The organism is Phaeodactylibacter luteus (assembly GCF_007993045.1).
Lineage (GTDB): Bacteria > Bacteroidota > Bacteroidia > Chitinophagales > Saprospiraceae > Phaeodactylibacter > Phaeodactylibacter luteus.
Genome location: NZ_VOOR01000039.1, coordinates 1 through 18,376, shown reverse-complemented (window position 1 = coordinate 18,376; position 18,376 = coordinate 1). Strand labels below are relative to the sequence as shown.

Annotated in this window: 16 protein-coding genes and 1 tRNA gene; 7 read left to right on the top strand and 10 right to left on the bottom strand. The window is 51.9% G+C overall.

The window, feature by feature from the left end; all coding sequences use genetic code 11:
- Positions 1 to 2: 2 nt before the first annotated feature.
- From FRY97_RS16155 to secA, 9 genes are all read right to left on the bottom strand, one after another.
- Positions 3 to 497: a single-stranded DNA-binding protein gene (locus FRY97_RS16155; RefSeq protein ID WP_147168598.1), complete on the bottom strand. Its 495-nt coding sequence runs from the start codon at positions 495 to 497 to the stop codon at positions 3 to 5.
- A 45-nt stretch (positions 498 to 542) separates the two neighbouring features.
- Entirely contained in the window at positions 543 to 1,643 is a 1,101-nt protein-coding gene (gene mutY / locus FRY97_RS16150) for an A/G-specific adenine glycosylase (protein ID WP_147168597.1), read from the bottom strand.
- A gap of 142 nt (positions 1,644 to 1,785) precedes the next feature.
- Positions 1,786 to 2,319, bottom strand: a complete 534-nt coding sequence (locus tag FRY97_RS16145; protein ID WP_147168596.1) for an RNA polymerase sigma factor — start codon at positions 2,317 to 2,319, stop codon at positions 1,786 to 1,788.
- Between the two features lie 529 nt (positions 2,320 to 2,848).
- The gene (locus FRY97_RS16140; RefSeq protein WP_246141772.1) at positions 2,849 to 3,952 is read right to left on the bottom strand and encodes an LptF/LptG family permease; all 1,104 of its coding nucleotides are present in this window, start codon (positions 3,950 to 3,952) and stop codon (positions 2,849 to 2,851) included.
- Positions 3,953 to 4,401: 449 nt separating this feature from the next.
- Positions 4,402 to 5,535 (bottom strand): tRNA guanosine(34) transglycosylase Tgt, encoded by a 1,134-nt coding sequence (tgt, locus tag FRY97_RS16135; RefSeq protein ID WP_147168595.1) that lies wholly within the window; start codon positions 5,533 to 5,535, stop codon positions 4,402 to 4,404.
- Between the two features lie 37 nt (positions 5,536 to 5,572).
- Positions 5,573 to 7,006 (bottom strand): rod shape-determining protein RodA, encoded by a 1,434-nt coding sequence (rodA, locus tag FRY97_RS23000; RefSeq protein ID WP_147168594.1) that lies wholly within the window; start codon positions 7,004 to 7,006, stop codon positions 5,573 to 5,575.
- A 10-nt stretch (positions 7,007 to 7,016) separates the two neighbouring features.
- Positions 7,017 to 7,430, bottom strand: a complete 414-nt coding sequence (locus FRY97_RS16125; protein ID WP_147168593.1) for an SPOR domain-containing protein — start codon at positions 7,428 to 7,430, stop codon at positions 7,017 to 7,019.
- A 97-nt stretch (positions 7,431 to 7,527) separates the two neighbouring features.
- Positions 7,528 to 8,178, bottom strand: coding sequence for a deoxyribose-phosphate aldolase (deoC, locus tag FRY97_RS16120; RefSeq protein ID WP_147168592.1), 651 nt, complete (start codon positions 8,176 to 8,178; stop codon positions 7,528 to 7,530).
- Between the two features lie 189 nt (positions 8,179 to 8,367).
- On the bottom strand, positions 8,368 to 11,685 hold the full coding sequence (gene secA / locus FRY97_RS16115) for a preprotein translocase subunit SecA (RefSeq protein WP_147168591.1): 3,318 nt from the start codon (positions 11,683 to 11,685) through the stop codon (positions 8,368 to 8,370).
- A gap of 446 nt (positions 11,686 to 12,131) precedes the next feature.
- Between secA and FRY97_RS16110 the strand changes: the two genes are divergently transcribed.
- From FRY97_RS16110 to FRY97_RS16095, 4 genes are all read left to right on the top strand, one after another.
- Positions 12,132 to 12,887, top strand: a complete 756-nt coding sequence (locus FRY97_RS16110; protein WP_147168590.1) for a hypothetical protein — start codon at positions 12,132 to 12,134, stop codon at positions 12,885 to 12,887.
- On the top strand, positions 12,877 to 14,625 hold the full coding sequence (locus FRY97_RS16105; protein WP_147168589.1) for a T9SS type B sorting domain-containing protein: 1,749 nt from the start codon (positions 12,877 to 12,879) through the stop codon (positions 14,623 to 14,625). Before FRY97_RS16110 ends, FRY97_RS16105 begins: the two co-directional genes overlap by 11 nt.
- A 158-nt stretch (positions 14,626 to 14,783) precedes the next feature.
- A tRNA-Cys gene (locus FRY97_RS16100) sits at positions 14,784 to 14,854 on the top strand.
- Positions 14,855 to 15,147: 293 nt separating this feature from the next.
- Positions 15,148 to 15,849, top strand: coding sequence for a metallophosphoesterase family protein (locus FRY97_RS16095; RefSeq protein WP_147168588.1), 702 nt, complete (start codon positions 15,148 to 15,150; stop codon positions 15,847 to 15,849).
- 403 nt (positions 15,850 to 16,252) lie between these two features.
- Here the strand turns inward: FRY97_RS16095 and FRY97_RS16090 are convergent, their stop codons facing one another.
- Positions 16,253 to 16,831, bottom strand: a complete 579-nt coding sequence (locus FRY97_RS16090) for a winged helix-turn-helix transcriptional regulator (protein WP_246141770.1) — start codon at positions 16,829 to 16,831, stop codon at positions 16,253 to 16,255.
- Between FRY97_RS16090 and FRY97_RS16085 the strand changes: the two genes are divergently transcribed.
- From FRY97_RS16085 to FRY97_RS16075, 3 genes are read left to right on the top strand one after another with little or no spacing between them, the layout of a single operon-like run.
- Positions 16,830 to 17,189 (top strand): hypothetical protein, encoded by a 360-nt coding sequence (locus FRY97_RS16085; protein WP_147168587.1) that lies wholly within the window; start codon positions 16,830 to 16,832, stop codon positions 17,187 to 17,189. The two genes, FRY97_RS16090 and FRY97_RS16085, sit on opposite strands and share 2 nt — an antisense overlap.
- 2 nt (positions 17,190 to 17,191) lie before the next feature.
- Positions 17,192 to 17,560, top strand: coding sequence for a DUF4345 family protein (locus tag FRY97_RS16080; protein ID WP_147168586.1), 369 nt, complete (start codon positions 17,192 to 17,194; stop codon positions 17,558 to 17,560).
- 14 nt (positions 17,561 to 17,574) lie between these two features.
- Positions 17,575 to 18,345 (top strand): SDR family oxidoreductase, encoded by a 771-nt coding sequence (locus FRY97_RS16075; RefSeq protein ID WP_147168585.1) that lies wholly within the window; start codon positions 17,575 to 17,577, stop codon positions 18,343 to 18,345.
- The last annotated feature ends 31 nt before the right edge of the window (positions 18,346 to 18,376 follow it).

The window sequence follows — 18,376 nt, the reverse complement described above, 5'->3', positions numbered from 1 at the left end:
CATTAGAAAGGTAAGTCATCATCTGCACTGCCATCATCTGCGCCGGGATCAGCCGCCGCCTGCTTAGCAGGCTCGCTGCTTTCGCTAGATGGAGGCCGCATAGTGCCCGCAGTGCGGCCTTCGTCCTCAGGAGAAGGGAAATAGCCCCCACCGGAGCCGCTGCTGTCCTCCCGCCGTCCTCCGATCATCCGGAAGTAATTGGCTACGACTTCCGTCGTTTTGCGCTTATTGCCATCTTGGTCTTCCCAGACCCGGTGCGTGAGCTTGCCTTCCACATAGATTTGAGCCCCTTTTGTCAGTTGGCTTTCTGCCCGCTCGGCCAGAGTACGCCAAGCCACGACATCATGCCACTCGGTTGAGGTCTGCCATTGGCCAGACTTGTCCTTGTAATTCTCATTGGTTGCCAAGCGGAGTTTGGCGACAGCTGCTCCGTTTTCTAGCCGGCGCACTTCGGGGTCTTGCCCCAAGTTGCCAATAAGTATGACGCGGTTGACCATAAGCTGGTTTTAGTTCTTTACAGATAAGCGGGCCAGCCGTTTTGGCTAGACCAATTTTAAATATAGCGAATTATCGCCTAAATAACAATCTATGATTTTCGGGAAGGCAAATTTACTTAAGTTTTTCCGTTCGGCCCGGATGAAGGGGCCTAATTCTGAGGCGGCGGGCGGCGGCCCCTCCACTTCCACTTCCCAAAAGACAGCCTGTATTTGCTGATGTGTCAGGGCTTGCTGCTGTGGTGGAGAGACTTGCCGGACGACCGCCCCCCGGTCTCCAATGAGTGTTGCCCAAGGCGCGCTTCGCCGGATCTGTTCTTCGGAAGCAGCCGCTTCTGGCCATTCCAAGAGGGGAAACTCATACAGGTTCTGCCATATATCCCGCCCGGTGCGCTTATGTATCAATACTTCTGCCCCATAGTTGGCCACCAGGTAATGGAAGAAACGTTTTTTGCGCTTGATCTTCTTCTCCTTAACCGGCAGCAGGCCCACTTTACCCTTCTGAAAAGCTGAACATTCACGGCTTAGCGGGCAATCTGTGCAAAAAGGAGCCTTGGGCTTGCAGTGGGTCGCCCCAAAGTCCATAATCGCCTGATTATAGCTGCCCGGAGGCAGAGGGGCCACTTCCAGTGCGCGCTGCGCCAGCTGCGCAAATGTTTTTTTACCCCCAGCAGAATCAATAGGCTCAGCTATGCCGCCAAACCGAGAAAGGACCCGGTACACATTCCCGTCTACAACCGCATAGGGCAGCCCGTAGGCAAAGGAAGCGATCGCTGCAGCAGTATAAGGGCCCACCCCTTTCAGCTGCCGGATGCCCTCATAAGTGGCAGGGAAAACCCCGCCACGCTCATAGGCCACATATTTGGCAGCAGCATGTAGGTTGCGGGCGCGGGAATAGTACCCCAGCCCTTCCCATGCTTTCATGATGGCATCCTCCGGGGCAGCGGCCAAATCGGCCACCGTAGGGAACTCACGGCAGAAGCGCTCAAAATAGGGCATGCCCTGCTCTACACGGGTCTGCTGCAAGATGATCTCGGAAAGCCATATCCGGTAGGGGTCCTGCTCCCCTTTCCAGGGCAGTGGCCGGTGGTTGCCTGCAAACCACGCTGCAAGCCGCTCAGTAAAAAAGTGGAGTTTCTCTTGCTTCATAAACTGATCTTCATCCGGATAGCACCATAAAAAAACGGTTGCCAACCGGGCAGGTTGAACAACCGTTGCTATTTATTTGGTCAAAGCCTGGCATCTGCCAGACAAAAAATATCGTGAATTGGCCAGCCTTGCCAATACAGCTTTACATCCGCTGCCGGAGCTCTTTGCTGCTTTCGTAGCGCTTGCCAATAACCTCCTTCAGCTCCTTGCGGGCAAAAAAGATACGGCTCTTGACCGTGCCCAGCGGAAGCTCCAGGTGATCAGCTATTTCTTGGTACTTGTACCCGTGGTAGTGCATAAGGAAGGGGATCTTGATGCTGTCATCGAGGCTTTCAATCATGCGGGTGAGCTCCTTCATCATAATGTTAGATTCTGCTTTGTTCGAGATGACAACACTGCCGGAGTTGATGTAGTACATGTTGTCGGTAGAGTCCATGATGGTATTGGCTTTCACCTTCTTGCGGTAGTTGTTGATGAAGATGTTCTTCATGATGGTAAAGAGCCAAGCCTTGAAGTTCGTCCCGGGGCGGAATTTGTCGCGGTTGGTCAATGCGCGGAAGGCCGTTTCCTGAAAAAGGTCCTTTGCGTCTTCTGTATTCTTGGTCAGGTTGTATGCAAATGAGTTCAACAGAACTGACATTTGGTCAAACTTGGCGTAAAATTCGTTGGCAGACATGGCTGAACTGTTTTTGTGTATGAATGCTTTAACTCCTGTTGAATCAAAGATAACCAATAGTTAAACAAAATACAACATTTCATACCCCTAGCAGCCCTCTAAAACCGGAAAGATGTGACCACATTCAAGAATTCATTTCACAACTTATTGATAAACAAATCATTGTGTAAAATGTCGTAAATGATCATTTATTTGCAACTTTCAAAAAAAAATGAAAAAAATGCTTTTTTGTGGAATCGCGCCTGCCTGATTTCATACTTTTATTAAACAGAATGGGCGCAGAAGGCCGCCCGAAGGGATGTTGTTAAACATAAATACGGCTATTGTTCAACAAACGGATTGCTTTGCCCTGCCCCTACAGGATGCGAGGGGGCCTGCCCCTGCCCGACGGCAGGCGCCGCTATGCTACGGGGCTCGCTCTTCGCTCGGCCCTACCGGGCTTGCCACCCCTTCGCAGCGCTAGTCCGATACCGTAAAACAATTGAAAGCGGAGCGCTTACGGCAGCCTTGTGCCAGCGCCCGTTAAGCGCTACATCTGCGCATTGCGCGTCAAATAGACGGCTACCAGGCTGAACAAGACGTTGGGCGCCCATATCCCCACAATGACCGGGATGACCTGCCCGGCAGCAAAGACGACCGCGAAACGGGAGAAAAAGATAAACAGCGCCCCTATGCCAACCCCCATAGCCAGGTGCAGCCCAATACCGCCCCTCACTTTCCGGGCAGCGATAGACATGCCAATGATGGTAAGGATAAAAATGGTGAACGGCTCAGCGCTCCTGCGGTGGAACTCGATCTCATACTTCTTGGTGTTCCCCACCCCTCTTGCCTGCTGTGCAGCAATATACTGTTGAATCTCCACAGACGTCATCATCGTATGCTGTTCCTTGTAATCGACAAAGTCTTCCGGAGTCAGGTTGAAAGCCGTGTCCAGCTCATTGCCCCGGCCAAGGATGAGCTCTTCATCCATGCCATCGAAGGTCCGTATCTCGTAATTCCTCAGCTTCCAGCGGTTGGGAGGCCCCTGCCATTCTGCGGTATTGGCTTTGAGCAGGTACACCAGCTCCCCATCTTTGAACTGCTCCATGCGGAACTTCCTGGCCGTACTGTCCCGTTTCCGGTAATAGTTGATGTAGACCTTGGTTTCCGGGGCCACGAACATGTGGACATCCTGTGTCTTGCCCTTGTCGTTATTGGTCCAGATATACGCATGCTCTACATCGAGCCGGTTCTTGTTGCCAAGCGGTATGAGGAAGTGGTTGCCGATAAGGTGCAGCCCAGCGATGAAGGCTGCAGCGAGCAGATAAGGCTGCATAAGGCGCCGGAAGCTTACTCCTGCATTGAAAATGGAGATGATTTCAGAATTGTAGGCCAGGCGGGAGGTGAAAAAGATAACCGCGATGAGCGTGTACAGCGGCCAGAGCAGGCCTGCAATGAACATAATAAACCCCGGGTAGTACATGACAAAAATCTCGTACCGGGTGATATCGCTCTCTATGAACTTCTCCACCTTTTCGCTGAAGTCGATAATCACGGAAATCATCGTGAAGATGAGCACAGTGAAGAAAAAAGTGCTCAAAAACTTCTGTATGATGTACCGGTCTAGTAGCTTCAGCATGGAGGATGTTCGCATTGGTTTAGGGCAAATGCCCCGCAAAGTTGGCAGAAAAGCAGCACAATCACAACGGCCGTGAACCAAAATGTCGCAGGTGTTTGTGCTTTTCGGGCTTTATAGCCTGACAACCCAGAATTTATGAATTCTGACTTGCTCTTTTTCCGTCTCTCTTCGCCAAAAAGCCTCGCCGACTTCATCGTGGAGCCCCTTATCCCCACGCTTCGTGTAGGCTATGCCTACGTTTTTTGTCTCGGCAGCCGAAAAAATAGCGGCGTCATATTTTCAAAAATCCTAAGTTGTCAGGCTCTAGCCTGGCATTGGCCTAGCGCTGCGCAGGGGTGGCCGAAGGCCAGACCCGACGCCTGTAGGGCGAGGGGCCGAGCGGGCAGCGAGCCCCGGAGCATAGCGGCGCCTGCCGTCGGGCAGGGGCAGGCCCCCAAAAAAGACGACAATCTGGTTGGCGCCCATCACAACCTCCTTTGCATTTGCTTAACCATTTGGTTTTTCCAAGGCAGAAAATCCCCTTCCAGAATGTGTTTCCGGGCTTCCCCTACCAGCCAAAGGTAAAAACTAAGGTTGTGCAAGCTGGCAATTTGTGGCCCCAGGAGCTCCTTGGTGTGCATCAGGTGGCGCACATAAGCCTTAGAGTACTGCTGACTGGCAAAACATGGCGTATGCTCGTCGATAGGGCTAAAGTCCTCTTTCCATTTTGCATTCTTGATATTGATGACCCCCTGAGCAGTATAGAGCATCCCATGGCGAGCGTTGCGCGTAGGCAGCACACAATCGAACATGTCCACTCCTAGCGCAATACACTCGAGGATGTTGTCTGGCGTACCTACCCCCATGAGGTAGCGGGGCTTCTCTTTGGGCAGGATGCCGCATACCAGCTCTGTGGTCTCGTACATATCTTCAGCTGGCTCCCCCACCGAAAGCCCGCCAATGGCATTACCCGGCTGCCCCGCCTCGGCAATAGTTTCGGCGGAAGCCCTCCGCAAATCGGGGTAGGTGCTGCCCTGTACAATGGGGAACAGCGTTTGCTCATACCCATAACGCCCGGAGGTAGCTCCCATCTGCGCCATACAGCGCTTGAGCCAACGGTGGGTCATGTGCATGGAGTCTTTGGCATAGCGGTAATCGCAAGGATAGGGGGGGCACTCGTCAAAAGCCATGATGATATCGGCCCCTATGCTGCGCTGAATATCTATAGCGCGCTCAGGGCTGAAAAAGTGCTTGGAGCCGTCTATATGGGAGCGGAAGGTAACGCCCTCCTCCGTTATTTTGCGCTGCCCGCTAAGGGAGTAGACCTGGTACCCGCCGCTATCCGTCAGTATGGGCTTCTTCCAGCCATTAAAAGCGTGCAGCCCGCCAGCCCCTTCTAATACATCAAGCCCCGGGCGGAGGTAAAGGTGATAAGTATTCCCTAAAATGATCTGAGCTCGGATGTCCTCGGCAAGCTCTCGCTGATGCACGCCCTTCACTGTGCCCAGGGTGCCCACCGGCATAAAAATAGGGGTTTGGATAACCCCATGAGCGGTCTCAATTTGCCCGGCACGGGCGCCACAGTCGGTGGCAGTCTTTTGCAGCGTATATGAAAACACAGGCAGTGGGTTATTTTACTTGGAAAAAGCCGCCCCATCAGGCGCGCATGCGGTGCTTGTCCATTTTCAGCAATACCGCTATCATGAGGGTGAAGCCGAGCAGGGAAGACCCCCCCTTGCTGATCAGCGGCAAAGGTATGCCAATAATCGGCATCAGCCCCATTGTCATCCCAATGTTGATGAATACGTGTATGAACACGATGCCAGCTACACAATAGGCATAATTCCGGGCAAAAGCGGAGCGCTGCCGCTCTGCCAGCACGGTGATGCGCAGCATCAGCAATAAAAAGAGGACAACAATGCCCATAGCGCCTATGAAGCCCTGCTCTTCCCCAATGGTACAGAAAATAAAGTCGGTAGACTGCTCAGGCACATAATTGAGCTTGGTCATCGTGCCGTTGAGGAAGCCTTTGCCCTCAAGCCCGCCCGAACCAATCGCTGTTTTGGACTGCGCCAGGTTGTAGAGGGAGCCCCTTTCGTCACATTTCTCAGGCTGCAGCCAAACGTTGATCCGGTCTTGCTGATGCGGCTTCAGCACTTGATTGAACCCATAACTGGCAGCGTAGGCCAGCCCGCTGCCCGCCAACAGAAAGATGGCCAACAGGAAAGCCAGGCGCCCGTTCCGGTTCTGATAAGCAGCAAATGCCGCCACGAGGAAGGCCACAGCAAGTGCGCCAAGCACATGCCAGCCGTAGTCTAGCCCGTACAAGAAGTAGCTCCCAGCCCCAAGCACTGCCACTCCTCCAAGGGCATACCCCTTGTACTGAGCGGGCAGCTGATAGGCCAACACTGCAGTGCCCAACAGCGCCAGGGCGATCATGATGGGCAGGGGCGGGAATACCAGCCCCAGAATCAATAGCATGATGGACAGCCCGCCTACGATATAATAAGTAGAGGAAAGGCCTTGCCGGAAAAGGACGACCAGGAAGGACGTAAAGACCAAAGCTGAACCGGCATCCGGCTGAAGCAGGATCAACAGCATGGGCACAAGCAGGAGCCCTAAGACGGTCAGCTGTGCCCGTGCATTGCGGAGGTCTGTGCTGTAGGCGCTCAGGAAAGCAGAAACGCCCAGGCAGGTCCCAAACTTAGCCAGCTCAGATGGCTGAAAGGAAAACCCTCCGAAGGAGAACCAAGAGGTGGCCCCCTTGATATTCGTCCCCAAAAACAACACCAGCACCAGCATCAGCATACTGAAGGCGTAGACAGGATAGGCGAAGGTTTGCCAAAATTTATGATCAAAAAGCATGATGAACGCAAAGATGCCCCCGCAGATGCCCAGCCAGATCGCTTGCTTCCCAGCGGAAGTGCTCAGGAAACCGGAAGGGCCCAACTGACGGTACTCTTCATAGCTGACTGAGAAAATCATCATCCAGCCAATGACAGCGAGCCCCAGAAAAAGGCAGAATGTCATCCAGTCTATACGGCCCAGCACTGCGCCGCCCACACCAGCTTGTTGTCTTCTTCTCCGCATATCATCCTTTTCAGTACCCCCCTGTGCTAATCAGTTCGCGAGGGGTAATCTGATCATCTTTAACGAGATATATGCCAGGATAGTCTTTTTCGAGGATGTACTTGAGGCGCATCGCTTCAACCTTAGAGCTAAAGGCCCCAGCACGGAGCTTGTAGTAGGGCTTGGCATGCTCCCAGTCTACAGGTACATTGGGGTAACGGTACTGAAACGACTGCTTGACCGTTTCCAGGCGCTGACGATCAGGGGTGGCCAGGATTTGCACCCGCCAGCCTTCTACCAGTTTTTTGCTTTTGTTGATCTCTGCGTAGCGGGCCATCATCTGAGCAATGGGCTTGTCCGCTTCAATAATGATGTTGCGCTGCCCGAAAGCGGGCAGGCTGAGCAAAGAAATTAGGCTGACAATGAGCGCAGGAAGGTATCGCATGGCAGTCACATTTGGTTTACTAGACTTTATGCCGGGAAGTAGCCCGGCGGGCTATAAGAACACAAATATACGACAAATCCCTCTGCTGCCAGCAAGGCTACACCGCCCCGATGAGCTTCAGCCCAGAGGAAGTGCCCAAGCGCTGTGCGCCGGCTTCGATAAACCCTAGGGCATCTTCACGGGTACGGATGCCCCCGGAAGCCTTCACTTTGGCTTTCCCGCCGGCAAGGCGGCCTAGGAAGCTGACCATTTCCAAGGTAGCACCTCCCCCGTTGAAGCCCGTGGATGTTTTGAGGAAATCTGCTTCCTTGTCCAAGCAGATCTGCGCAGCCTGCTCTACCTCCTCCATCGTCAGCAGGCCAGTTTCCAGTATGATCTTGATCTGCTTACCCTTGAGATGGGTAGCAGTAATCATGCTATCGATGTCATTGGTCAGATAATTGATATTGCCTGCTTTGAGGGCACAGATATTGAGCACAGCGTCAATTTCGTCCGCCCCTTCGTCTATGGCTCTCTTGATCTCCTCTATCTTAGCAGGCGTAGAAGCGTACCCCATGGGAAAGCCTACTACAGTAGCAATCCTGACCGGGCTGTCTTCCAGCAGCTCAGCAGCCAGCTTGACAAAGAAAGGGGGGACACAGACCGCTGCAAACTGATGCTCCTTAGCCTCTGTGCAAAGTTGTTCAATGTCATCGGTCGTACAATCTGGGCGGAGCAGGGTATGATCGATGTAACTGTTCAAGTTCATCGTGGTATTCAGGGTTTGTTCTAATGGAATTATATCTGTTCAACCCGCAATATATCACAAAAATCCGGCTTCACCTGCCCGGGCGGCACCGCCAAACTGTTAAACCCGGCAGCCCTTTCCGCCAATACAAAGAGCGCCCGGAGCCTAAAAAAGGCCCGGGCGCTCCTTTAACAGCTAGCCATCAGCACATTAGCGGCCATGGCACTGCTTAAACTTTTTGCCGCTGCCACATGGGCAAGGGTCATTCCGGCCTACTTTTTTCTCAGAGCGGACTATCGTTTGCGGCTTTGGCCTGCGGCTGACGCCCTCTGCGGCTGAGCGCGCGGCCTGCTCCTCTGCCGAGCGGTTCGTCTGCACCTTGCTCAAGTCCGTGCGCTGCTCCCGCACCTGCTCCAAGGTCCGGCCATCCGAAAAGACGAGCGTCCCCTTAGCTAGGTAGGAAGTGACCTGCTCGTTGATTTCAAAAATCAGCTGTTCGAAAAGGTTGTAAGCCTCCATTTTGTAGACGACAAGCGGGTCTTTCTGTTCAAAGGACGCGGCCTGAACCGACTCCTTGAGCTCATCCATCGACCGGAGGTGCTCCTTCCAGCGCTCGTCGATGATCGCCAGCGTTACCGCTTTTTCGATATCCCGCCGGATAGACTCGCCTTTGGTCTGAATCGCCTCCTCCAGCTCAGCCGTCACAGCCAATGCCTTGGAACGCCCGTCGCTGAACGGGATCATGATGCGCTTGATCTGATTGCGCTCCTCGTGTTTTTCAATAAAAAACGGCATCAGCGCCTCGATCACCCGATCTGTTTTTCGGGAATACGCAACTTCGAACTGCTCTAGGATACGAGCGCTTACTTCCTCCTCTGCCGCTTCCCGGAAGTCCGCCGCATCCATTTGTGGGTCAAATGCCAAGAGGCTCATCGCTTCGCGGCGGAAACCCTCAAAGTTGTCCTCGGCGCGGTAAGCAGCCACGAGGTTCTCTACCATTGCCTTGAACATATTGTTCAGGTCAACAGAGAGGCGCTCCCCAGAAAGGGCGTTGTCCCTCTTCTTGTAAATCGCCTCCCGCTGTATGTTCATGACATCATCATACTCCAACAGGCGCTTACGGATGCCAAAGTTGTTCTCCTCTACCTTCTTCTGCGCACGCTCGATAGACTTCGTCACCATAGAATGCTGAATGACCTCGCCTTCTTCGTGGCCCATGCGGTCCATCAGTTTGGCTATCCGCTCAGATTGGAAAAGGCGCATGAGGTTGTCCTCAAGGGAAACGTAAAACTGAGAGCTGCCGGGGTCTCCCTGACGGCCTGCACGCCCCCGCAACTGACGGTCTACCCGCCGGGAATCGTGCCGCTCTGTGCCGATGATCGCCAAGCCACCTGCCTTTTTGACTTCTTCCGAAATCTTGATGTCGGTACCCCGGCCGGCCATGTTGGTGGCAATCGTCACTTTGCCCGGTTTGCCCGCCTCGGCAACTACCTCGGCTTCGCGCTGATGCTGCTTGGCGTTGAGCACGTTGTGGTCAATGCCGCGCTGCTTCAGGATACGGCTCAGCTTTTCAGAGATGTCTACCGAAGTGGTACCAACCAATACCGGCTGCCCCCGCTGTGTAAGCTGTACCACTTCTTCAATCACTGCATTGTACTTCTCGCGGGCGGTCTTGAATACCAAATCTTCGCGGTCATCACGCACGATAGGCTTGTTGGTAGGGATGACCACGACATCAAGCTTGTAGATTTCCCAAAGCTCGCTCGCCTCGGTTTCTGCTGTGCCCGTCATACCCGCCAGCTTGTGGTACATCCGGAAGTAGTTCTGCAGCGTGACAGTGGCGTAGGTCTGCGTGATGTCCCCCACCTTTACATTTTCCTTGGCCTCTAAGGCCTGATGCAGCCCATCGGAATATCGGCGGCCTTCCATCATACGGCCCGTCTGCTCATCTACAATTTTCACCTGCCCGTCAATCACCACATACTCCTGATCCTTCTCGAACAGCGTATAAGCCTTGAGCAGCTGACTGATGGAGTGTAGGCGCTTGGACTTGACCGCGAAGTCTTGGCTGAGGTTGGCTTTTTCCGTCTGCTTCTCCTCCTCGCTTAGGCGATCGTTGTTGTCGATTTCAACCATGGAAGTGGCCAAGTCAGGCATGACAAAGAACTCGGGGTCGTCTGTCCCTTTAGAAAGGTACTCAGCGCCAGCTTCCGTCAGCTCCACATTCCGGTTTTTCTCATCGATGGTGAACAGCAGGGGCTCATCCACGATGTGCATATTCTTGGACTGCTCCTGCATGTAGAAGTTCTCCGCTTTTTGGAGGTTGACCTTCACACCGTCCTCGCTCAGGAATTTAATGAGGGGCCGGTATTTGGGCAGTGCGCGGTAAGCACGCAGCAGCGCCATGCCCGCTTCCCCTTCCTGATAGCCAGTCTTCCCTTCATTGAAGAGCTTTTTGGCTTCTGCCAAATAGGTTGTCGCCATTTTGCGCTGCGCAGCGATGAGTTTTTCAACAGAAGGGCGCAGAGCGATGTACTCCTGATCTTCGCTGCCCTGAGGTACAGGGCCAGAAATGATCAATGGGGTACGGGCGTCGTCGATCAATACCGAGTCGACCTCATCAATCATGGCAAAGTGGTGCTTGCCCTGCACCCGTTCATCCAGGGAGCGCACCATATTGTCGCGCAGGTAATCAAAGCCAAACTCGTTGTTCGTACCGTAAGTGATGTCACATTGGTAAGCTTTCACCCGCTCATCAGAGTGCGGGCGGTACTTATCGATACAGTCGATGGTCAAAAAGAGGAATTCAAATATAGGGCCCACCCACTCAGCATCCCGCCGGGCCAGGTAATCGTTGACGGTAATCACGTGCACCCCTTTGCCAGACAAACCATTGAGGTAGGCCGGAAGGGTGGCCACGAGGGTCTTGCCCTCGCCCGTAGCCATCTCCGCGATTTTGCCATCGTGGAGCACCATACCGCCGATCAGCTGTACGTCGTAGTGGACCATATTCCAGGTCACCTCGCCGCCAGCTGCCGTCCAAGAGTTGTTCCAGACAGCCTCCTCCCCTTCTATGCGGACATAGCCCTTTTTAGGGTTGGCCGCCATCTCCCGGTCGTGCTCGGTAGCGGCCACGCGCAAAGTTTCATTTTGGGAAAACCGCCGGGCGGTCTCTTTCACTACCGCGAAAGCTTCGGGCAATATGGCTTTCAGCACTTCTTCAAGATGCTGATCGCGCTCTTCGCGCAGCTTATCGATTTCGGCAAAGAGCTCTTCCTTGCGGTAAATGTCTTTTTCGGTATTGGCTTCGGCTCGGGCTTCGGCTATATCCTTATCGATACCAGAGAGGTGCTCTGCGATCCGAGTGCGGAATTCGCGGGTTTTGTTGCGCAGCTCGTCATTAGAAAGGCTGGAAAGCCCCTCAAAAATCTCGTTGATCTCTTCTACAATGGGCGTGTAGGTGTTGACGTCGCGCTCCTGTTTGGTACCGAATACCTTCTTCAGGGATTTTGCTATTGACTGAAACATATATGAAAATTTCCAATTTTAGTTGGCTAAAGTTGTGCCAAAGATAAATATATTTGCGGCTATGAACCGTCAGCACGCGTGTAGGTTGTTCAGAAAGCATTGAGCGCTGCTGGCACTTGCCCAAACTTTTCTACACACATATTATACCAAGGCTACACACTGTGCCAAATTGGCACGAGGCGGGCATCGTTGGGAGGCAGCCCAAATCATGGGGGAGCAGGCTTAAGGCCTTAGCTGCCAACTGTTTTTTACAACATTCTGAACAGGCTAAGGTTGCTGCTTGTATGCAATATGGATAAAAACTGGCAACTGCTGTGCTGCCCAAAGCACCAACCGGTTTGCGCTATGCGACAGACAGCAGGGCTGACGGGCACCAAGGTGCAATTGAAAACCGCTCTGCCCGTTATCCTTATTAGCAACCCTGCAATTTCTTCAACGTCAGAACCATGAAGCGGAGTATATTTCCAATATTGGCAGCAGCTGCTGTTTTCGCTGTAGCTCCCCTGCCATCTTGTCAAAGCGGCAGCCCCAAGGACATACGGGACTACTACCTCCCGCTCAAGCAGCTGGAAGACGGCCTGGTCTATGAATACCGGCCCGTTGCCATCGACTCCCTTACGCCCATCTATTGGTTTTACCGCTCTTACCTCAGGGAAGACGGCATCTACCTCACCGGCACCTACTACGAACATGACCTCATCCCCCGTCAGATTGTGCGGGAGGAGCTCGTCAGCAACGGCATGCTGGTAGAGGATGTCTTCCTCTATGAAGCCCGGGCAGACAGCAGCGGGCTGCAGGACCGCACAGAGGTGGACGTGCTGCAAGGCGCAGCCTTCCCTTTTGAAGTGACCGACTCCAATGGCGTATTCCTTTATCAGCTGCAATGGTCGCCGCCTCAGGACAGCGGTGCGGTCATTACACTTACCAAAAACCGGCGCTACCTCAAGGATACCGTTGTGGCCGTGCTGGGGGAAAATCTAGACGCCGTCGTCTTTTCTGTACAAGAGCTTTTGGAGTACGACCAAAATGGCGTCTTCGAGCAGCAATATGCCGGACGGGAGGTCTATGCAAAAGGGCTCGGGCTGGTTTACTACGACAAGCAGATCGGCCCGGGCATGGAACTGAGCTATGCCCTACACCGCCGCTACCCTATGGAAGTATTGGAAGAACAGTTTGAACAAAAGATAAACCATGAACATTAACGCCTTTTTCCGTTTCACACTGGGCCTTGCCCTCGCCTTCACCGCATTGCCGGCACAAGCACAGGTCAATGCCCCTGAGCTGATCTGTGTCGCTAACGATACCCTGAGCTGGCAAGCCCCTGTCAACAACTGCGGCCCCTTCAACGCCTATCTGGTGTTTGGCAGCCAAAATGAAGCCGGGCCTTACAGCCTTATTGGAACAGTGACCGACCCTGCACAGGAATTCTTCTTCCACAACAACGCAGGTGCAGGCACTTGGTACTACTATCTCCAAACGGATGCTGACTGCCCCGGGGAGCCGGCCCTTTCTTCAGACACACTCGACAACCTCATCCCCCTGCAATCCCCTATCCTTTCTGCCTCCGTATCGGGCACTGCGGTTGTCCTTTCGTGGGAAGCGAGCGCCTCCCCCGAAGTCGTCGGGTACATCGTCTCCAGGCAAGAGCCCGGCATGGGCACAATTGTCCTCGACACCGTTTTCGGCAATACCACTTATACAGACAATACCGCCGACCCCCTCAACCGGCAGGAAACGTACTTCATCGAAGCCATAGATGCCTGTGGCAACAAAAGCCTCGTCAGCCCGCCCCATACCACGATGACACTTGCAGCGGACGGCGCTGTAGACCCCTGCCAACGATCCGTTGCGCTCACTTGGACGCCCTATGAGGGATGGCCCGTGGGCTCCTATGACATCTTTGAGGTTGCGCCTGACGGCACCCGCCTGCTCGCCAGTACCGTTGCCGGAAGCGAGACAGCTGCCGCATTCAACGGGGTGAACACCTCCGGCACCTACTGCTTTGCCATAGTTGCCAACCAGGCCAACGGCAGCAATACGGCAAGCTCTCCGGAACTGTGCGTGGAAGCCGTGGTCACTGAGGGCCTGACCACCTTCGCCGCCACCAACGCAACGGTTTCTCCAAACGGCATCGAGGTGACTTGGGCCTGGAACCCAGATGCTGCACTCGCTGCCTACAATGTGCAGCGGGCATTCAATGGCAGTGGGTTCACAGACGTGGACGCACAGGCCACCGCGCCGCCCCTCATGCCCAACAACACCTATACAGATGCCGCGGCCGCCCCTTCCACAGGCAGCTACACCTATCAGATCGTCGCTACCGATGTCTGCGGGGCACCCACCACTTCCAACCAAGTATCTACCATCTTCCTCGCTGTAGACGCACAGAACGGGCAGAACACCATAACATGGACCCCCTATACCAACGGATTGGGGGTCGTACAGGATTACCGCATCTTCCGGCAATTGCCAGATGGCACCACCACCGATATTGGCAGCTTCGGCCCCAATACCTTTGGAGCCACTGACGTCATCAACCTCAACGACCCCGGGCAAGTGCAGGCCTGCTACTTCGCCCAAGCCACTGCTACCGTAGACCTCAACGACACCCTCTCTGTAGAAGTCGTCAGCCGGTCCAATCTGGCTTGCGCTGTACAAGAAGCCAAGGTATACATCCCTACTGCCTTTTCGCCCAATGGGGACGGCCGCAACGATACCTTTCAGCCTTTTCTCCAATTTGGCGTGCCTACCGCCTACCAGCTCACCATCTACAACCGTTGGGGCGGCCAGGTTTTTGAAACGCAAGAGCCTGGCAAAGGATGGGACGGCACCTCCGATGGAGAGCTGGCCAACACCGGCTCCTATGGCTATACCCTGCGCATCGTCCAAGCCTCCGGCACAGTCATCGAAGAATCTGGCGAGGTCGTGCTCGTCCGCTAGACAGCCCTAAGAAAAAACCCGGGGAAGGTATTGAACTCATACTGCCTTTCCCGGGTTGATAATTACTGAAACCTTTCTGGAAAAATATTGCCGGCAAACTTCTATGCTGAATTAAAAAAAGGTTTATATTTGCACTCCGCTTTCAGATAGCGCAAAAGGGTTGGGTGGCCGAGTGGCTAGGCAGAGGTCTGCAAAACCTCGTACGGCGGTTCGAATCCGCTCCCAACCTCAACTGTTAAACAGCCTCTCCGCCTCTGCGGAGGGGCTGTTTTCGTTTCATCCCAAATCGAGCTACCTATAGCAAACAAACGAAGAACACACCCTAGTTGCAGCCCACCTCCCGTTCAGCGCAGCACACCCAATCCCGGCTACATATCCGAATATTGCTTGCTTTTGGGCCTGCCCCCTCCGCAAGGAAGGGGCCTGCCCCTGCCTGCTGGCAGGGGCAGGCCCCCCAATAAAACGACAATCTGGTTTGCGCCCGCGCAGGTATTCCTTTGAGTTTAAGTAAGGAAAAGAAAAATGGAAAGAAAAATACTAGTTGGGGATATCCACGGATGTTTAGCTACTTTTCTGAAACTGCTAGATCAGATCAATCTCAATATTGAATCAGATACCTTATACCTGCTTGGAGATTATGTTGATAGAGGCCCAAATTCGAAAGGTGTAATTGACGAAATAGTAAATTTGAAGAAAAAGGGCTGCCGCGTATATCCAATAAGAGGCAATCATGAACAAATGCTAATATATGACCATAATGCTGAAACCGTCAAAGGTTGGCATGATATGGCTGATGAAGAACTGAAAAACAGTTTTGGCATAAAAAACTTGACTGAACTTCCAATTCAGTATATAGATTTTTGCAAGAACTTGCCTTATTACATCATGGATGATGATTTTATTGCTGTCCATGCAGGTATAAATTTTGACTTCGAAAACCCCCTAGAACATACTGAAGATCTACTATGGATAAGAGACTGGTATGGCAATGTTGACTATGGCTGGCTGAAAAACAGGAAGATCATTCATGGCCATACACCACAAACACGTCAGGAAATTGAAGAACAGCTGAATGGCTTTGAGGAGAAAAAAATCCTAAACATTGATTGTGGAGCCTACAGCTCAGCGAGCAAAATCCATGGGCTAGGCCATTTGTGTGCTTTTGATATAACAAACAGGAAATTGTATTTTCAGGAAAACATTGAAGAGCATTGCAAATATTAAAGCCTTACTTACAATCGGGCAGACCGCTCTGACGCATAGACCGGGCCACAGTGCGCCGCTCGCACTGCTACCGAAAGCCTGTGGGCCTCGGTTCGCGTACTAGGCAGCTCTCTAGGCTTTGCTGCTGTTTCTTCTGATGATCATTGGCCTAGCGCTGCGAAGGGGTTTAAGAGCTTATTTGGAGCGTTTTAGCCCTGAAAGCAAAGGGCCCCTACCCTCCTGCTGGGCCAACATGACCGGCAGGCTTCTGCCGAAGCCGCTAAATTTGCGTTCAGCGGGCTAAACGAAAACCTAGCGCAGATCCCAGGCTTTTAAAGCTTTGATTTTCAATAGCAACAAAACCCTGAAAGGCTCTTTGCCCTTTTAGTTTATTGCGCCATATACCGTTCTGGCGGCAACCCAATCAGCCTATTAGCGAACGAACAATCTGCCTGTAATTATTTTGAACTTCCTCAGTAAATGCTGATTTATCTTTGATCATTCCTGAAACTGTATTTTGCATATCTAGATTTGCACTACTCCATAATATGATTTCTGTGATAATAGGAGCAATAGCAATACCTTTCTCCGTTAACAGATAAATATTTTCTTTTTTATTATCAGGCAATTTCTGCTTCGTTATCAGCTTGTTCTCCTCTAACCATTTTAACCTTGAAGACAAAATGCCTGGAGCAATCCCCTCTGGAGAACTGGAGAACGCTTTGAAGGTCCTCTTCCCCTGAACTAACATATCCCGGACTATCAAAAGCGACCACTTGTCACCTAATATGTCTAAGGTACAGGCAATTGGACAGTCTGAGCGAAAATTGTTTTTCATTTTTTTGCTACTTATTTGGTAGTAATAAGAACTTTTGGCTACTTTCGCTACTGATTTAGTAGTAAAGTTAACAAAAGAAATGGGACAAACCGCATTTTCAGCCTTTAAGAGCCAGCCAAAAGGCATACAGATTGGCATTTGGCCAAGTATAACATCCGCTGTCATGCTGATTGGGATTGGCACTTTTTGGATAGTACACCCTGCTGCGGCAGAAGGTTCATTCTCGATACCCCCCGACTCAGATGCTGCGGTACGATTCGCAAAAATCCTGGCCATATTCAAAGCCGTTGGCGATGCCCTTCCGCCCATTTTCGTTTTGCTGGCAATCTCCTTTAGACAATTCAGGCTGGCGGGTTACTTCCACTTAACAACCCTTTTGTTGGTGATTGTGGTAGACCTGTTCGTTTGGGGCAGCTTCGTCCCCAATGCAGGAGCAAGCGATATCTTAAAACATATCCCCTTTGCCATCCCCATCATTATTGCTGCCTATTGCTTTCTCAAACCAAACTCTAAAACGCCCTGATAATGCTCCTATTCATTCGTGTTTTCCTAGCACTATATGGGGTTATTGCTGCTGTCACAGGATACATCGGCACCACAGCAAAATACAACCCTGCCGCAACGGATCCGCTTACAGATAACAATCATCGCTATGTGGCCGCCATTTGGATGGCTACATCTTTGGCGTTCTTTTTTGTGGCTCTGAATCCTTCTGAAACAGCCTTGTTCCGCTTTTTGATGATTGCTGTTTTCATTGGCGGCATTGTCAGAGCAGCTGCACTGATCAATTACCCTGTAACCCCCTTTCTCGTTTTTCTTATCCTAATTGAATTAATTCCAACTGCCTTGATGCTTTGGTTTCATACCCAACTGCTCAATTCAGGATCACTTTAAACTAAAATTACTAAATGAAACAATCCAATCTAAAAGTGCTGATAACAGGCGGCGGGTCAGGTATTGGGCTTGCCTTAGCCAAAAAGTTTTTAGCCCATGACCATACCGTTCTCATTACAGGTAGGAACCTTGGCAAGCTCGAAAAGGCAAAACAAGAAAACCCTGAAATTCATATCTACCAAAGTGATGTAACAGATGATGCAGAAGTGAGAACGTTGGCAAATGATGTTCAACAAAAATTTGGCGCCATTGATGTCCTTATCAACAATGCCGGCATAATGAATTTAGTAGATTCAGGAAATGAAAGCAACGACCTGCAAAAACAAATGCAGGAGATTGAAATCAACTACAATTCGCCCATCAGGATATTGCATTACTTCCTTCCCCTGCTTAAAAAAAGCAAGAACGCAACTTTGGTCAATGTTTCTTCGGGATTGGCTTATGTGCCATTTGCTCAGGCACCAGTTTATTCAGGTACAAAATCGGCTTTACATTTTTGGACACTGTCCATCAGGCCTCAGCTAAAGCTACACGATATAAGGGTAGTTGAATTGTTGCCCCCTGTCGTTGACACCCCCTTGGCACACGGAGCGGACATTGCCGAAGACGATAATTTAAAACCCATGCCTCCTGAAAAATTGGCCGATATCTTTTGGAGAGATTTTACAAACGGAAAAGAAGAAATCACACCTGGGATTTCTAAACAACTAAAACTCATGAGCCGCCTTGCCCCAAATTTCATATTCAAACAACTCAACAAACAAGCTGTACCAAGTAAAAATTAAAAATCATGGACAATTTCACAATCATCAATTT

Excerpts from the sequence above, each read along its gene's own strand:
- FRY97_RS16155 (WP_147168598.1), bottom strand. The coding sequence starts at position 497 with ATGGTCAACCGCGTCATACTTATTGGCAACTTGGGGCAAGACCCCGAA.
- mutY (WP_147168597.1), bottom strand. The coding sequence starts at position 1,643 with ATGAAGCAAGAGAAACTCCACTTTTTTACTGAGCGGCTTGCAGCGTGG.
- FRY97_RS16145 (WP_147168596.1), bottom strand. The coding sequence starts at position 2,319 with ATGTCTGCCAACGAATTTTACGCCAAGTTTGACCAAATGTCAGTTCTG.
- FRY97_RS16140 (WP_246141772.1), bottom strand. The coding sequence starts at position 3,952 with ATGCGAACATCCTCCATGCTGAAGCTACTAGACCGGTACATCATACAG.
- rodA (WP_147168594.1), bottom strand. The coding sequence starts at position 7,006 with ATGCGGAGAAGAAGACAACAAGCTGGTGTGGGCGGCGCAGTGCTGGGC.
- FRY97_RS16125 (WP_147168593.1), bottom strand. The coding sequence starts at position 7,430 with ATGCGATACCTTCCTGCGCTCATTGTCAGCCTAATTTCTTTGCTCAGC.
- deoC (WP_147168592.1), bottom strand. The coding sequence starts at position 8,178 with ATGAACTTGAACAGTTACATCGATCATACCCTGCTCCGCCCAGATTGT.
- secA (WP_147168591.1), bottom strand. The coding sequence starts at position 11,685 with ATGTTTCAGTCAATAGCAAAATCCCTGAAGAAGGTATTCGGTACCAAA.
- FRY97_RS16110 (WP_147168590.1), top strand. The coding sequence starts at position 12,132 with ATGAAGCGGAGTATATTTCCAATATTGGCAGCAGCTGCTGTTTTCGCT.
- FRY97_RS16105 (WP_147168589.1), top strand. The coding sequence starts at position 12,877 with ATGAACATTAACGCCTTTTTCCGTTTCACACTGGGCCTTGCCCTCGCC.
- FRY97_RS16095 (WP_147168588.1), top strand. The coding sequence starts at position 15,148 with ATGGAAAGAAAAATACTAGTTGGGGATATCCACGGATGTTTAGCTACT.
- FRY97_RS16085 (WP_147168587.1), top strand. The coding sequence starts at position 16,830 with ATGCTGATTGGGATTGGCACTTTTTGGATAGTACACCCTGCTGCGGCA.
- FRY97_RS16090 (WP_246141770.1), bottom strand. The coding sequence starts at position 16,831 with ATGACAGCGGATGTTATACTTGGCCAAATGCCAATCTGTATGCCTTTT.
- FRY97_RS16080 (WP_147168586.1), top strand. The coding sequence starts at position 17,192 with ATGCTCCTATTCATTCGTGTTTTCCTAGCACTATATGGGGTTATTGCT.
- FRY97_RS16075 (WP_147168585.1), top strand. The coding sequence starts at position 17,575 with ATGAAACAATCCAATCTAAAAGTGCTGATAACAGGCGGCGGGTCAGGT.